Source organism: Paenibacillus sp. SC116 (genome assembly GCF_024733555.1).
Taxonomy (GTDB): domain Bacteria; phylum Bacillota; class Bacilli; order Paenibacillales; family Paenibacillaceae; genus Paenibacillus_B.
In genome coordinates this window covers 1105094-1121139 of the sequence record NZ_JANIOF010000001.1, presented here as the reverse complement: position 1 = coordinate 1121139, position 16046 = coordinate 1105094, and the positions used below count along the sequence as shown (strand labels likewise).

Annotated in this window: 17 protein-coding genes; all 17 read left to right on the top strand. The window is 43.7% G+C overall.

Going from position 1 to position 16046, the window contains the following annotated elements; genetic code table 11:
• Nucleotides 1-2 precede the first annotated feature (2 nt).
• Nucleotides 3-740: a demethylmenaquinone methyltransferase gene (locus NQ117_RS04615; RefSeq protein ID WP_258276816.1), complete on the top strand. Its 738-nt coding sequence runs from the start codon at nt 3-5 to the stop codon at nt 738-740.
• Entirely contained in the window at nt 733-1605 is an 873-nt protein-coding gene (locus NQ117_RS04610) for a UbiA-like polyprenyltransferase (RefSeq protein WP_258276815.1), read from the top strand. The genes NQ117_RS04615 and NQ117_RS04610 overlap by 8 nt, the downstream gene beginning before the upstream one ends.
• A complete protein-coding gene (locus NQ117_RS04605; RefSeq protein WP_258276814.1) occupies nt 1602-2252 on the top strand; it encodes a UbiX family flavin prenyltransferase in 651 nt (216 codons plus the stop codon). Before NQ117_RS04610 ends, NQ117_RS04605 begins: the two co-directional genes overlap by 4 nt.
• Entirely contained in the window at nt 2200-3072 is an 873-nt protein-coding gene (locus NQ117_RS04600; protein WP_258276813.1) for a menaquinone biosynthetic enzyme MqnA/MqnD family protein, read from the top strand. Before NQ117_RS04605 ends, NQ117_RS04600 begins: the two co-directional genes overlap by 53 nt.
• 8 nt (nt 3073-3080) lie before the next feature.
• On the top strand, nt 3081-4055 hold the full coding sequence (hepT, locus tag NQ117_RS04595; protein ID WP_258276812.1) for a heptaprenyl diphosphate synthase component II: 975 nt from the start codon (nt 3081-3083) through the stop codon (nt 4053-4055).
• A gap of 141 nt (nt 4056-4196) precedes the next feature.
• Nucleotides 4197-4640, top strand: a complete 444-nt coding sequence (gene ndk / locus NQ117_RS04590) for a nucleoside-diphosphate kinase (protein ID WP_258276811.1) — start codon at nt 4197-4199, stop codon at nt 4638-4640.
• Nucleotides 4641-4774: 134 nt separating this feature from the next.
• Entirely contained in the window at nt 4775-5641 is an 867-nt protein-coding gene (locus NQ117_RS04585) for a CheR family methyltransferase (RefSeq protein WP_258276810.1), read from the top strand.
• 197 nt (nt 5642-5838) lie between these two features.
• Nucleotides 5839-7008, top strand: a complete 1170-nt coding sequence (gene aroC, locus NQ117_RS04580; protein WP_258276809.1) for a chorismate synthase — start codon at nt 5839-5841, stop codon at nt 7006-7008.
• A 10-nt stretch (nt 7009-7018) separates the two neighbouring features.
• Nucleotides 7019-8140, top strand: coding sequence for a 3-dehydroquinate synthase (gene aroB, locus NQ117_RS04575; RefSeq protein WP_258276808.1), 1122 nt, complete (start codon nt 7019-7021; stop codon nt 8138-8140).
• A 2-nt stretch (nt 8141-8142) separates the two neighbouring features.
• Nucleotides 8143-8517, top strand: coding sequence for a chorismate mutase (aroH, locus tag NQ117_RS04570; RefSeq protein WP_258276807.1), 375 nt, complete (start codon nt 8143-8145; stop codon nt 8515-8517).
• Nucleotides 8518-9194: 677 nt separating this feature from the next.
• Nucleotides 9195-10235 (top strand): anthranilate phosphoribosyltransferase, encoded by a 1041-nt coding sequence (gene trpD, locus NQ117_RS04565; RefSeq protein ID WP_258276806.1) that lies wholly within the window; start codon nt 9195-9197, stop codon nt 10233-10235.
• Nucleotides 10225-11049 (top strand): indole-3-glycerol phosphate synthase TrpC, encoded by an 825-nt coding sequence (gene trpC, locus NQ117_RS04560; protein ID WP_258276805.1) that lies wholly within the window; start codon nt 10225-10227, stop codon nt 11047-11049. The genes trpD and trpC overlap by 11 nt, the downstream gene beginning before the upstream one ends.
• On the top strand, nt 11046-11753 hold the full coding sequence (locus tag NQ117_RS04555) for a phosphoribosylanthranilate isomerase (RefSeq protein ID WP_258276804.1): 708 nt from the start codon (nt 11046-11048) through the stop codon (nt 11751-11753). Before trpC ends, NQ117_RS04555 begins: the two co-directional genes overlap by 4 nt.
• Nucleotides 11719-12936 (top strand): tryptophan synthase subunit beta, encoded by a 1218-nt coding sequence (gene trpB / locus NQ117_RS04550; protein WP_258276803.1) that lies wholly within the window; start codon nt 11719-11721, stop codon nt 12934-12936. Before NQ117_RS04555 ends, trpB begins: the two co-directional genes overlap by 35 nt.
• The gene (gene trpA / locus NQ117_RS04545; RefSeq protein WP_258276802.1) at nt 12929-13750 is read left to right on the top strand and encodes a tryptophan synthase subunit alpha; all 822 of its coding nucleotides are present in this window, start codon (nt 12929-12931) and stop codon (nt 13748-13750) included. Before trpB ends, trpA begins: the two co-directional genes overlap by 8 nt.
• Nucleotides 13751-13797: 47 nt before the next feature.
• Nucleotides 13798-14895 (top strand): histidinol-phosphate transaminase, encoded by a 1098-nt coding sequence (gene hisC, locus NQ117_RS04540; RefSeq protein ID WP_375163047.1) that lies wholly within the window; start codon nt 13798-13800, stop codon nt 14893-14895.
• Nucleotides 14892-15986 (top strand): prephenate dehydrogenase, encoded by a 1095-nt coding sequence (locus tag NQ117_RS04535; protein ID WP_258276800.1) that lies wholly within the window; start codon nt 14892-14894, stop codon nt 15984-15986. The genes hisC and NQ117_RS04535 overlap by 4 nt, the downstream gene beginning before the upstream one ends.
• Nucleotides 15987-16046 lie beyond the last annotated feature (60 nt).

The window sequence follows — 16046 nt, the reverse complement described above, 5'->3', positions numbered from 1 at the left end:
ACGTGAAGACACATTCGCCAAGGGAAGGCAAAGCTAAAGAACAACATGTACACGCGGTATTTGAAAATATTGCACCGAAATATGATGTGATGAACGATATTATAAGCTTCCGTCGCCACAAAGCATGGAGAACGTTCACGATGAAGAAAATGAACGTTCAACGTGGTCAAACAGCTCTCGATTTATGCTGCGGCACTTGTGACTGGACGATCCAGCTTGCACAAGCAACGGAAACAGGTGCTGTTTACGGTTTGGATTTCAGTGCGAATATGTTAGCTCACGGAAAGACCAAAGTGGACAAGCTAGGATTGGACAAGCAAATAACACTTGTACAAGGTAATGCGATGGAGCTTCCGTTTGAGGATAACACGTTTGATTATGTGACGATTGGATTCGGCTTGAGGAATGTGCCTGACTACATGCAGGTTATTCGTGAGATGCGTCGAGTCGTCAAACCCGGTGGAAAAGTCGTTTGCTTAGAGACTTCGAAGCCTTTAAAACAGCCTTTTAAAGGCGTTTATAATTTTTACTTCCAGAAGTTAATGCCAATGGTAGGCAAATTGGTTGCAAAGCGACATGAACAATACCAGTGGCTGTCAGAATCGCAGGCTTCATTCCCTGACCATGTACAATTGGCCCGTATGTTTGAGGAAGCGGGATTAGAGCGAGTTGAAGTGAAGCCATTCTTTATGGGTGTAGCTGCGCTTCATATGGGGACGAAGGGGAACGAACATGTTTAATAAAATAAAAATAATTTTGGAAATGATCAAGTTCGAGCATACGCTTTTTGCGTTGCCATTCGCGTTTATGGGTTCTATTCTAGGCGCAATGACCTTACAAAGCAGAATGCCGAGCTGGACAGAGATTGGTTGGGTTTTAGTTGCTATGATTGGCGCGCGCAGTGCTGCTATGGCATTGAATCGTGTCATTGATGCAGCGTATGATGCAAAAAATCCTCGCACAGCTAAGCGAGCGATTCCAGCCGGATTGTTAAAGTTTGGTGAAGTAATCGTGTTTACCATCGTTTCGTTTGGATTATTAATATGGGCAGCTTATCAGTTACAGCCATTATCCTTTGTATTATTACCTATTGCTGTGTTTATGCTCGTATTTTATTCGTTTACGAAGCGCTTTACTTGGCTTTGTCATGTTATTCTCGGGTTCACAATTGCACTTGCACCGCTTGGTGGATGGGTTGCGGTAACGAATGTCGTCGATTGGACCGCAATGGTCTTTTTCTTGACAGTTGCTTTTTGGACGGCAGGGTTTGATATTGTGTATGCATGTCAAGACTATGAATTCGATAAGAAGGAAGGCTTGCATTCCATTCCTGTTCGATTTGGTATTGCAAAATCACTTATGATAGCCCGCGGTTTTCATATTGTAACAGCAGTTGGGTTTATATCGTTAACGTTTATGACTGAGCTGAGCTGGCTGTACCTTATCGGAACATTAATTGCTGCAGGCTTGATGATTTATGAGCACCTTATCGTAAAGCCGAATGATTTGACACGCTTGAATACTGCATTTTTCACCATGAATGGTGTGCTCAGTGTCGTCGTATTCGTGTTTAGTTTGCTTGACTTGGTGGTGCTGCGCTCATGAGTAGTCCTGAACGTTGGATCGTAGGCATTACAGGAGCAAGTGGAGCTATATATGGTGTGCGTCTAGTTCAATCTTTGCTAACTGCTGGTCACTTCGTTCATTTACTCATTTCTGATGCAGGCTGGCGTGTCCTTAAAGAAGAGCTGGACTGGCAAGTGACCAAAAGGCAGGAAGCAATCAAGGAAGCGTTCGGTGATGCTGCTGAACGTATTCAATATCATCCTATCCAAGATATAGGAGCAAGCATTGCGAGTGGATCGTTCCGCGTTAAAGGCATGATCATTATGCCTTGCTCGATGGGAACGTTGTCTGCCATTGCTCATGGCACATCTGATAACTTGATGGCACGTGCAGCTGATGTCATGATTAAGGAAGGAAGACCTCTTGTCTTAGTTCCTCGTGAAACGCCAATGCATGCCATACACCTTGAAAATATGCTCAAGCTGTCCCGCTTAGGTGTGAAGATAGTTCCTGCGATGCCGGCCTTTTATTATCGTCCACAGACATTGGATGACATCGTAAACTTCCTTGTTGGAAAGGTATTGGACAGCTTGGATATTGAACATCAACTGTTTACAAGGTGGGGAGAGCCGAATGAGCATTCCGTTGAATCCGCAGATGAGCACGATACGAATCGGCCAAATTGATTATACGAACGTTTGGCCCATTTTCTATCACTTTAAGCCGGAACAAACGTTGTCACCTGTTGAGCTAGTCCCTGCTATTCCTTCGACCTTGAATAAGGCGATGATGGAAGGCAGTATCGATATGGGGCCTATTTCAGCGTTTGCGTATGGCATATCCAGTGAAGACTATGTGTTATTTCCTGATTTGTCGGTTAGTGCCTATGGGGCGGTCAATTCCATTTTGCTATTTTTGAATAAGCCATTGATAGAAGCGCTGCAAGGTACGATTGCCTTGACTACGTCTTCTGCTACCTCCATTAATCTGTTCAAAATAATAGCTGAGAAGCGCTATGGCGCTCAACCGAGCTATATTTCGATGGATCCCCAACTTGATCGGATGATGGAAAATGCCGATGCGGCATTACTGATAGGTGATCATGCGATTCGAGCTTATTGGGCCAATGAACAGCATGGTCGCTACCAGGTGTTGGATTTGGGGCAGATGTGGCATGAATGGACAGGGCATTGGATGACATTCGCTGTTTGGGCTGTTCGCAAGCAGGCACTCGTTAGTCACCCTTCTGACATTGGCCGCATCGTTGAAGCTTTTGAGCGAAGCAAGCAGAAGAGCATTCACAACACTGATCCCCTTATTCAAACGGCCGTGCAGCGAGTCGGAGGTACGGAGAAGTTTTGGCGTCACTATTTTGCAAACTTGAACTATGATTTTGGTCCAAGGCAGCAACAAGGGTTGCAGTTGTATTTTAAATATGCATATGAGCTAGGTCTTATTGATCATCATGTTCAACTCGATATATGGTCTGAAAATAAGGTTGGTTAGGTGACGGTATGAAATTGTGGGATATTTATGCAACAATGAAAAATGACGTGTCCTATATTGAGCGTGAATTGGAGCGTACTGTCGTATCTGATCATGAATTGCTTAATGAAACGACACTTCATTTATTAAAGGCAGGAGGCAAGCGAATACGACCTGTATTTGTTCTGCTCTCTGGCAAGTTTGGCACGTACGATTTGGAGCAGCTCAAAAAAGTTGCTGTGCCGCTGGAGCTAATTCATATGGCCTCCCTCGTGCATGATGACGTCATAGATGACGCAAACACACGTCGAGGCAGCATGACGGTAAAGTCAAAATGGGATAATCGCATTGCCATGTATACGGGCGACTTTATTTATGGGAAAGCATTGACTCTCGTAACGGAACTGAAAAACCCGGATATTCATCTTATTCTCTCGAAAGCAATGGTTGAGATGTGTCTTGGTGAAATGGAACAAATCCGTGACTTCTTTAATACGAGTCAATCTGTTCGCCAGTATTTGCTGCGTATCCGTAGAAAGACGGCACTGCTAATCGCCATCAGTTGTCAACTAGGAGCTTTGGCAGCAGGTGCAGATCGAAATGTGAGCCGACTATTGTATCGCTATGGATACAACGTTGGGATGGCATTCCAAATTCGTGATGATGTGCTTGACTTGATTGGCACCGAATCACAGTTGGGCAAACCGCCGGGTAATGATATTTTACAAGGGAACATTACGCTTCCTGTTCTGTACGCACTGCAAGAACCTCGTTTGCAGCAACCATTGCTAAAACACATAGACGAAATACGTTTGAACAATGGTCATTCAGATGCGACAGAAGCACTTGATTTAATTCGTTACAGCAATGGGATTAAGATAGCGGAGCAGTTAGCAGATCGCTACATACAAAAGGCAATGGATGCGCTCGCACAGCTGCCTAATCAACGGGCAAAGCGTAATTTAAAAGATATTGCACATTTTATCGCCAATAGAAATCACTAAAAATAGAGCTTATGCAATAGCTAGACAATCGTTATGCTATAAATGCATAGGCTATATTTTTAGAAAAGGATGCGCTTACAAACAATATCTGGTATAATTTCTGTGTTGGACAACTTCACATATGTATCAAGGAGTGAACGTATGGAACGCACATTCATCATGGTTAAACCAGACGGCGTGCAGCGTGGCCTGATTGGTGAGATCGTAAGCCGATTTGAACGCAAGGGATTTAAGCTAGCAGCAGGTAAGTTGATGATTATTGAGCGTGATCAAGCAGAGCGTCATTACGCCGAGCATGCAGAAAAGCCATTTTTCGGAGAATTGGTAGACTTCATCACTTCTGGTCCAGTGTTCGCTATGGTATGGGAAGGTGACGATGTCATTTCGCTGTCCCGTCTTATGATTGGTAAGACAAAGGTTGCTGATGCATTGCCAGGAACGATTCGTGGTGATTATGCTGCTCATACGAACTTCAATCTTGTGCATGGTTCTGATGCACCTGAAAGTGCAGAGCGCGAGATTGCTAATATGTTCAATGATAGTGAGTTGCTTGGATATACTCGGACAATTGAACCGTGGATTTAAGTTGAATAATGTTGTTATACGAACAGGCATGACGAAATTTTTTCGTCGTGTCTTTTTTAATTGGTGCATAGTCCTTGCTAGTATGATATAAGTGAAGAAACAGTACATATGAAAAATGATGGGAGAAGCAGCAGATGGAGAGACCTACATACCAAGATCAGGCAAAAGCAGAGAAGTTAGCTGCGCTAGCCGATATTCCAACACGCACAATCGTATACTCTCAAGAAGAAGATGCTGATTATGTAAGATTCATACAATTAATTAAACAGAAGACAGGAATTGATCTATCCCAATACAAAGAAGCTCAGATGCGCCGTCGACTGACGACATTGCGCGTAAAGAATGGTCATTCTACATTTGAACAATTTGCGCATGCTATGAATGCAGACAAGAAGCTGTTTTATGAGTTTTTGGACCGCATGACGATCAATGTATCCGAATTTTGGCGGAATCCAAATCGTTGGGAAGTATTAAAAGATCGCGTTCTTCCGGCATTAATGGCAGAAAGTAAACAGCTTCGTTGTTGGAGTGCTGCATGTTCAACGGGCGAAGAGCCATATACGCTTGCGATGATTCTTGATGACAAAAATTGTTTCAAGCACACAACTCTCTTTGCATCTGATATTGATGAAAACGCATTGCAGCGTGCAAAGGATGGTATTTATATTGAACGGGCATTGAAGGATGTTCCGCCTGCTTTTCAACAAAAGTATTTTAAGCAAGATGGAGATATGTATCGTGTACATGAAATGTTGAAGCAGCATGTTCAATTCCGAAAGCAAAACTTATTGTTGGACAAGTTCGAATCGAACTTAGATCTGATTATTTGCCGTAATGTTATGATCTATTTCACGGAAGAAGCAAAACATGAACTTTATAAAAAGTTCTCTCAGGCGCTTCGACCAGGTGGAATTCTGTTTGTAGGCAGCACAGAACAAATCTTTAATCCAGTGCAATATGGCTTGGAAACACAAGAGACCTTCTTCTATCGTAAATTGTAGTCAGAGTCTCGCAGAATTGTGAGCTATACCGTTCGAGTAGTAGGAATGAAACGAATGTAATCCTTGATTTTCTAATATGGTGACATATTGCTTGCGGTTGATGCTTTCTTGTCAAACGATGTCACCTATACTATAATGAGCAAAGAGTCTGAGATTTTAGCCATTCACAGCATCACAGCTTAAAGGAGGAACAGTAAATGAGTCTACGATTTTTGACAGCTGGTGAAACACACGGTCCGCAATTAACCGCTATTATAGAAGGTATGCCTAGTAATATGACTGTAAATTTTGAACAGCTAAACGAACATTTGCTACGTCGTCAAAAAGGTTACGGCCGCGGTCGTCGTATGCAAATTGAAACAGATACTGCACAAATCGTAGGCGGTGTTCGCCATGGTCGTACGACAGGTGCACCAATTGCACTAGTTGTTGAGAACAAGGATTGGAAGCATTGGACTTCCATCATGAACGTTGAGCCGATTGAGGGAACAGACGAAGAGAAGCGTCGTGTACACCGCCCACGTCCTGGACATGCGGATTTGAATGGCGGATTAAAATATAACTTAAAAGATTTAAGAAATGTATTGGAGCGCTCCAGTGCACGTGAGACTGCTGCAAGAGTAGCTTGTGGTGCTTTGGCTCGACAACTCCTTGAACAATTTGGAATCAAAATTGCAGGTCATGTTATTCGTATTGGAGAGATTGAGGCACCTCCAGTTGGGGATATTTCAATAGATGAATTAATCGAGCGTACAGAGCAGTCATCTGTGCGTGTCGTTGATGAAGAAACAGAAAAGAAAATGGAAGCTTACATCGATCAGATTAAAAAAGAGGGCGATTCTATCGGCGGCATTGTTGAATGTATCGTTGAAGGGCTGCCTGTAGGATTAGGAAGTCATGTCCAATATGATCGTAAGCTGGATGGTCGAATTGCACAAGGAGTCATGTCCATTAATGCTTTCAAAGGCGTTGAGATTGGAATTGGCTTTGAAGCAGGTATTCTTCGCGGCTCTCAGGTTCATGATGAAATTGAGCATGGGGAAAATGGATATACACGTTCGTCGAATCGCTTAGGCGGTTTTGAAGGCGGCATGACAAATGGCATGCCTGTTGTTGTCCGTGGTGTAATGAAGCCGATACCAACCTTGTACAAGCCGTTGCGTAGTGTGGATATTGATACAAAAGAAGCGTTCACAGCTCAAGTCGAGCGTTCAGATGCTTGCGCAGTACCTGCTGCAAGTGTAGTGATGGAACATGTAGTTGCTTGGGAAGTAGCTAAGGCATTTCTTGAGAAGTTTGGTGGAGATTCCATGGAAGAAATTCGTTCCAACTACGAAAATTACTTGAATCAACTAGCACAGTACTAAGGTGATAGATATGGATAACAATCAATCTTTGGGATGTCGTGAACTTATCGTCTCTTTGGAGGATCGCTCCTATCCAATATGGATAGGGAGTGGTCTACTCCCTCGCTTAAGTGCGTTACTGCTTAAACGTGGCATATCAAATGGGAGTCCGCTCTTGCTCGTATCCGATGAGCAGGTTGCTAAGCATCATCTTGCGGTTGTAGAGCAAGCTTTGCAAGAAGGCGGTTATAACACAGCTGTACATATTGTTCCTTCTGGCGAATCCTCTAAATCTTTATCGCATTATGAAGCATGCATGACGACTGCCATAGAGGCGGGATTGGATCGGAAATCGACAGTACTTGCACTTGGTGGCGGTGTGGTAGGAGATTTGGCAGGCTTTGTAGCCGCTACATACATGAGAGGCGTTCGATTTATTCAAATTCCTACTACCATTTTAGCTCATGACAGCAGCGTAGGGGGTAAAGTAGCGGTTAATCATCCGTTGGCCAAAAATATGATCGGTGCTTTCCACCAGCCTGAGGCGGTCATTTTTGATTTGGAGACGCTTCACACGCTTCCAATTAGAGAAGTTCGTGCTGGTCTCGCTGAGATGATTAAGCATGGTTTGATATGGGATAAGGCATTTTCGGATTGGTGCTTGGAACATGCGGATGATTTAGTTGCTCTAGACCGGGCGAAGCTTGCATATGGCATTTATATGGGATGTAATGTTAAAGCGCAGGTCGTTTCTAAAGACGAGCGTGAACAAAATTTACGCGCAATTTTGAATTTAGGGCATACGATTGGCCATGCACTTGAAGCAGTAGGCCAGTATGGTGAACTACTTCACGGTGAGGCAATTTCTATTGGTATGGTAGGATCAGCGGAGTTGGCTGTGCTGCTCGGTGAAGATTCACAGCTTGTCACATACACTCGTCGCATATTGGAGGCATTCGGATTACCGACGTCAATCCCGTTACATTATGATACGGACGCTATTTTGTCAGCGATGATGCATGATAAGAAATTCAGTGGTGGAAGAACGACGTTTGTTATTCCAACTGCAGTGGGCGAAGTAGATATTAGACATGATATATCTATTGAGCTTGTGCGCAGTGTAGTGGATAAATTGAAAGGAGAGTCGGCTTAACAATGTGGGTGAGAGGAATACGTGGAGCAACAACCGTGCAGGCAAATGATGCAGATGAAATTTTACAAGCAACATCAGAGCTGCTTGATGAGATCGTTCAGCGTAATGGTGTTGAGCCAGAATCTATTGCTAGTGTCTGGATTACAATGACTGAAGATTTAAATGCAACATTCCCAGCTCGTGCCATTCGTACATTGCCGAATTGGGAACTGGTTCCTATCATGTGTGCATTAGAAATACCCGTTGAGGGCAGTTTGCCTAAATGTATACGATTGATGGTTCATATTAACACGGAAAAATCACAAGAGGCTATTCAGCATGTATACTTAAAGGATTCGGCACAGCTGCGTCCTGATTTGGCAGAACCTGCTTCGTAGTAATGTGGTTATAGGCATGTGATTAGGTCATTGACGACTTCCACATGCTAGTGTATAGTTGGCATTAGCAGAGTTGAGTATAGTGTAGTTGAGATGAGATTAGATGAGTAGAGTTGAGTATAAGCGTGTTATAGGCTATCAGATATAGATGGAGTTAAGAAGAATTTGCAATGCTATGTATCCTTAGTCTTGTTGTATAACAAGGGTGGTGCATTCATTGACGTACCTTCTATACGTCCATATTTATGCATAGGTGATGTAATGGCATGATTGCCTTTATTCGATATACCTTGCATCCTGATAACAACACCTTTTATTTCTTCAATATTATCATCGCGTTCAACACACCTCTGCGGAAGCAGAGGTTTTTTTGTTGTTGAACAGCTATCTCTCCCTATAAATGCAAGTAAGGGAAAGGAGTGTGCGCGATGATTCCTCCAATGAATGAACTAAGGAATGATCCCACGAGTTCAATGTCTTCTCTTTTTCGTTTCTCACACATACCGAATTTACCCATAGAAGATTGGCGAACGTTATGCAATTTAACTCGCTAACAAGAAGCAATTCATAAGGTATCCAATTAGGGAACTAGTAATGAACATCTCTTCATAAACAAGTTGAGATAGTAAGACAGATACAGTTACTAATAAAAAAAGAAACGAAAAGGAGAGGATCATATGACAAACGACTATCGTGTGAAGGAAGCTTTAAGTAAGTTGCTGAGCGGAGATAGCTTAACAAGGGAAGAAGCTAGGCATGTAATGGAAGATATTATGCGTGGTGATGTAACGCCTGCTCAGATTGGTGCATTACTTGCAGGCCTTCGCCTTAAAGGTGAAACGGTCGATGAGATAACAGGGTTGGCAGAAGGGATGCGAAATGCTGCGAAGCAAGTGAACACGTCCCGTGAACAATTACTTGATACGTGTGGTACTGGTGGGTCAGGCATTCATAAACTCAACGTATCAACAGTTTCCGCTATTATTGCAGCGTCTTCATCTGTTCGTGTAGCTAAACATGGAAATCGATCAGCCTCCAGTCGTTCAGGCAGTGCAGATGTGTTGGAAGCACTGGGTGTGAATATCCATTTATCGAGTGAGAGTGCTGCAGAATGTCTGGATCGGATTGGGATCTGCTTTATGTTTGCGCAAATGTTCCATCCTGCAATGAAATATGCGGCCGCGCCTCGTAGAGAGCTAGGCATACGTACCGTATTTAACATGCTTGGCCCGTTGACGAATCCAGCTGGGGCAGATCGCCAACTACTTGGCATTTATGACAAGACGAAAACGGATACCGTTGCAGCCGTGCTGCGCGAACTTGGCTTGAAACGGGCTATGGTCGTATCCAGTCTCGATGGATTAGACGAGATTAGCTTGTCTGCACCAACTCGTATTAGTGAACTGCGAGATGGAGATCTGCGCACGTATGAACTTACTCCCGAAGAAATGGGTTTACGGACACAGTCGTTAAGTGACGTACTTGGCGGTGAAGCGGCTGACAATGCAAAAATTATACTGGATATTTTAAAAGGCGAACGCGGGGCGCATCGAGATATTGTACTTGCAAACGCAGGTGCTTGCATCTATGTATCTGGTCAAGCAGATTCCATACGCGAAGGGGTACACATTGCTGCTGATATGATAGATACTGGAAAGGCATATAGTAAGCTGCAACAATTGATCGAGACAACTGGAGGGATGAGTCATGTTTCTTAATCGTATTGTAGAAACGAAGAAGTCAGAAGTTGAGCAACTGCAGAAGCATTTGAACGTTGCTCAAGCGGAAGCAGATATATCTACGTTCATGCCAGTACGTTCACTTAGAAAAGCGATTACGACGAATCGTAATCGTGGAGTGGGATTAATAGCAGAAGTAAAAAAAGCATCCCCTTCTAAAGGGATCATTCGCGAGCAATTTAATCCTGTAGAGATCGCACAAAGCTACGTTCAGGCGGGTGCTGATGCCTTATCTGTGTTGACTGATGTTTCCTACTTCCAGGGTGGAATCGATATATTTAAGCAAGTTCGCTCGCAGGTAGATGTTCCTATGCTGCGCAAAGACTTTATTATAAGTCGTGAGCAGTTGCTTGAAGCAAGATTAATAGGGGCGGACGCTGTTTTGCTCATCGCTGCTATTTTAGATGATGAACAGTTGAAGGAACTATTTGAGCAAAGCAGAGAATTGGGAATGGAAGCATTAATCGAAGTGCACGAAGAAAATGAATTGCATCGTGTGTTGAAGTTGGAGCAAGTTGAGCTAATTGGCATAAACAACCGCAACTTGCACACCTTTGTTACAGACTTGGCCCAAACCGATCAATTGCGAAAATTGGTTCCTAACCAATGCACATTAGTGAGTGAGAGTGGTATCCACTTGCCAGAACATATTGCTCATTTGTATGAGTCTAGTGTTGATGCAGTTCTTATAGGTGAGCATTTTATGCGGAACGACAATATTGGAGAGGCTGTTCACAAGCTGATGGAACCCGTAGAGCAAACTCCTTTTGCTTCAGAAAGTGTGAGTTCATGAACGTTAAAATATGTGGAATGACGTCTTTAGAAATGACAAGAGGCGTCATCGCATGCAATCCTGATCATATCGGATTTGTATTCGCACAAAGCCGCAGGCAAGTGTCTCCTGATACCGTTCAATCCATTCTAAATCAATTACAGGATGAGCAAGTTCACATTCCTCATACGGTTGGTGTATTTGCACATGTTGATACGGATAGTTTAAAGCCTGTCCTGAATTCCTGCGCGGTTCAGGCGTTGCAATTTCATGCCCACGAACAACTGGACATTTGTCGATGGGTGAAAGAAAATAGTAATATGAGTGTTTGGTTAACATTTCCAATATCGAACGTTGGCAAGATAGATTTTGAAGATGAATTGAATCGACAGTTTGAGCGCTTATCGGCAGCAGCTCCATACATTGATCTATTGTTGCTTGACACTCATGATCCGGTTCAGGGTGGAGGCTCAGGGAAAGTATTTCAGTGGGATGTTATCCCAAGTTATCAATCTCGTGCCAAACAATTAGGTATGCCGCTGTATGTTGCTGGCGGTCTGTCTCCTGACAACATTGGCAGTTTACTTACACGCTATGAGCTTGATGGTGTAGACGTTTCCAGTGGAGTCGAGTCAGATGGAAACAAAGACTTGAGCAAAGTAGATACATTTATAGGAAGGGTGAGACAGCATGTCCATACAAGAACAAGTTTACCGTTATCCTGATGCGAACGGTCGTTATGGCCAATTTGGTGGAAAATATGTCCCTGAAACATTGATGAATGCCTTAATAGAGCTTGAGCAAGCTTATGAAACTTACCGACAGGATGAGCAGTTTCAGACGGAATACAAGCAGTTGCTACAAAGCTATTCAGGTCGTCCGACTTCTCTTTATTATGCAGAACGCATGACGAAGGAGCTCGGTGGAGCAAAGATTTATTTGAAACGTGAAGACCTGAACCATACTGGGGCACACAAAATAAACAACACAATCGGTCAGGCATTGCTTGCCAAGCGAATGGGCAAGAAGAAGGTGATCGCAGAGACTGGAGCCGGACAACATGGTGTAGCTACAGCTACCGTATGTGCTTTACTTGGGTTAGAATGCAAAGTATTTATGGGCGAAGAAGATATGCGGCGTCAACGACTTAATGTTTTCCGTATGGAACTGCTCGGTGCAGAGGTCGTACCCGTCATTTCTGGTACACGAACATTGAAGGATGCAGGAAATGAGGCTTTGCGCTATTGGGTTTCTAACGTAACAGATACATTCTATATTTTAGGTTCTGTAGTAGGTCCTCATCCTTACCCGATGATTGTTCGTGACTTTCAACGTATTATCGGGGATGAGACGAAACGGCAAATACAAGAACTAGAAGGAAAATTGCCGGATGTATGCGTTGCTGCTGTTGGCGGTGGAAGTAATGCGATGGGGATGTTCTATCCATTTCTTAATGATCTGAATGTAAAGCTTGTTGGTGTGGAAGCTGCTGGGCGAGGTGTTGATACGAAAGAACATGCGGCTACCATGACTTTGGGGACACCAGGTGTGTTTCAGGGTTCATTAAGCTATTTGTTACAAGATGAGTTTGGTCAAGTGCAGCCAGCTCACTCCATTTCCGCGGGGCTTGATTATCCTGGTGTAGGTCCAGAGCATGCTCACTTGAATGCATCCGGTAGAGCAACATATGCACCGATTACAGATAAAGAAGCACTAGATGCCCTTCAATTTATGTGTCGCACAGAAGGAATTATCCCTGCATTAGAGTCTTCTCATGCCATAGCCCAAGCGATAAAGCTCGCTCCTACGATGAAGCAAGATGAGTTATTAGTAATCTGTTTATCAGGTCGTGGGGATAAGGATGTTGGTACGATCATGGAAGTACTAGGGGGGGATAAACATGAATAACGCCGTCATGAATCGTATGGATGCAGCATTCGAAAAGTTGAAGTCAGAAGGGAAATCTGCACTTATTCCATTTATTACGGTTGGAGATCCCCATATCGATATTACGTTAGAGCTATTGCTTGGTATGGAACAATCAGGCGCGGATATTATTGAATTAGGTGTCCCTTATTCAGATCCGCTTGCTGATGGACCCGTTATCGAACGTGCTTCAGCCCGCGCGCTGCAAAATCATATTACAATTCGCGATAGTTTACAGGTCGCGAAGAAAGCTAGGGAGCACGGTGCGTCCATCCCTTACGTACTGTTCACTTATTACAACCCAGTGCTCCAATATGGAGCAGAGAAATTATTTAAAGAAATGGTAGACTCGGAGATTAGTGGCATTATTATACCTGATTTGCCCCTTGAAGAGAGCGCGCCTATTCGAGAAATAGCGGATCGTTACTCGATTCATCTTGTGCCGCTAGTCGCACCAACTTCGAAGGAGCGGGTCAAACAAATCGCACATCACGGCCGAGGGTTTATTTATTGCGTGTCCTCATTAGGTGTTACAGGCGTTCGGAGTTCATTTGCTGCCAATATAGAAGACTTTTTGCATGAGGTTCGTACAGCTTCAGATCTGCCAATCGCAATCGGATTTGGTATTTCCAATGCAGAGCATGTGCGTCGATTCTCTTCACATTGTGATGGAGTTGTGGTTGGAAGTGCGATTGTTCGTCAAATCGAAGAGGCGCTACCATTACTGCAATCACCACAGACCGTGCAAGATGGCGTATTGCAAATTTGTAAATTTGTGAGAGAATTGAAATCATAGTTTCAGTAAGTTAATACCTTGAAGCGGAGAGGTGTGTTTGGATGCGTATCAAAACGAAAGACATCGTCGCGAGCCTTCCTATCTATCAGCCTGGTTTATCTGCTGAGGATGTGAAGCGAGAATACGGAATTGATAAAGTCGTTAAGCTAGCATCCAACGAAAATCCGTACGGTTGCTCAGTTAGAGTTAAACAGGCGCTCGAAGAAGAATTGAGCAAACTGAGTCAATATCCTGATGGAGCTGCACTTAAATTGAAGCAAGCAGTTGCAGATCAGTTGCAAGTTAGCAGCGAACAGCTAATTTTTGGAGCAGGATCAGATGACGTTATACTAATGATTTGTCGTGCATTTCTAACTGCGAATGATGAGTCTATTGCCGCGGATCAAACCTTCCCTCAATATAAGCATAATGCTGATATTGAGGGAGCCCGTACCATTGAAGTTCCATTGAAGGAAGGCAAGCATGATTTAGAAGGAATGCTCGCTGCCATTACAGAACGAACGAAAGTAGTGTGGATATGCAGCCCTAACAATCCCACTGGAACGATAGTTACGAAAGATGAGCTTATTGCGTTCATGGATCGGGTTCCTTCGCATGTGCTAGTTGCTTTGGATGAAGCGTATTGTGAATATGTTACGGATGCAAGCTATCCTAATTCAATTGAACTAATCGCGAATTATCCGAACCTTGTTGCCCTCCGTACATTTTCCAAAATTCATGGCTTAGCATCACTACGGCTTGGTTATGGAGTCGGCCACCCCGAGGTGATCCGCTCTATTAATCAAGTTAGAGAGCCATTTAATACGTCACGCTTTGCACAGGCAGCAGGGGTAGCTGCGATTCATGACAAGGAGTATGTATCGCAATGCAAGCAATGGAACACGGAGGGTCTAGGGTATTTACAAGAGCAGTGTGAACGGTTAGAATTACGTACAATGCCAGCGCACGGTAATTTCATAATGATTGAGGTTCCGATGCTTGGTAAGGACATGTTCGAACAACTGGTTTCCAAAGGGATTATCGTTCGAGCAGGATTCCGACATTATCCGAACGCTATTCGTGTCACGATAGGCAGTCGTGAGCAGAATGAAGCATTTATTCAAGCTATTGAACAAATTTTATTAGAATGTAAGGTGGACCTATGACTACAAAGATTGCAATTCTTGGAGTGGGCCTCATCGGAGGCTCGCTTGCATTATGTTTTAAAGGAAAGCCAGGGCTCCATGTCATTGGATATTCCCCTCGTGCAGCATCAGCTGAGAAGTATGTGGAGCGCGGTGTCGTTGATGAAGCAACAACGGATCTTGAAGAAGCAGTAAAAGAGGCGAACTATATATTTATTTGTTCTCCCGTAGGCATGCTGGAGGATACTCTTTTTCGCCTAAATACTTTAACGCTTAAACGCGGTTGTGTCATTACGGATGTTGGCAGCACAAAAGCTTCGGTTACTGCATGTGCGAGTAAGCTGAATTGGAATGAAGTTTATTTCATTGGTGGTCATCCAATGGCAGGATCTGAGCGTTCTGGTGTGGAAGCAGCTTCCGTATTGTTGTTTGAGAATGCTTACTATGTCTTGACTCCTACAAATGACTGTCCGGAAAATGTGACTCAAGAACTTCGTCAACTGCTGCAACATACGCGAGCTCATATTATCCAAATGAATGCAGAAGAGCATGATCGTGTTGTTGGAGCGATTAGTCACCTGCCGCATATTGTGGCAACTGCATTAGTCAACCAAGTACGCCAGTACAATGATTCTAATGAGTTGCATCTTATACTTGCCGCTGGTGGTTTCCGAGACATTACTCGGATTGCATCCAGTGATCCCACTGTCTGGCGAGATATTTTGATTAATAATCGCCAAGTAATGCTGGATTTGCTTCAAGACTGGCAGGATAAAGTCGAGGAATGGAAAGATGTATTACTGCGTGAAGATGGTGAATGGATAGAAGAGTCATTCCGCCTCTCTGGACATTTTCGCAATCAAATGCCTGAACGACGTAAAGGGGCTATCCATGCGCTTTATGATGTATATATGGACATACCTGATACACCTGGTATTATTGGGCGTATTGCAACCAAACTGGGACAAGAAGAGATTAATCTTAGCAACCTTCAGATTATTGAAAGTAGAGAAGATGTCCCAGGCGTACTGCGGCTTTCATTCCGAGAAGAGCAGAACTGGGAGCGCGCTCAGGTGTGTTTGCGATCTTTGGGATATGAAGTATATGTATAGTAAAAGAGCCCTTGTGAAAGGGCTTTTTTACGTGGAAACGGAAAATATTGATAAGAGATG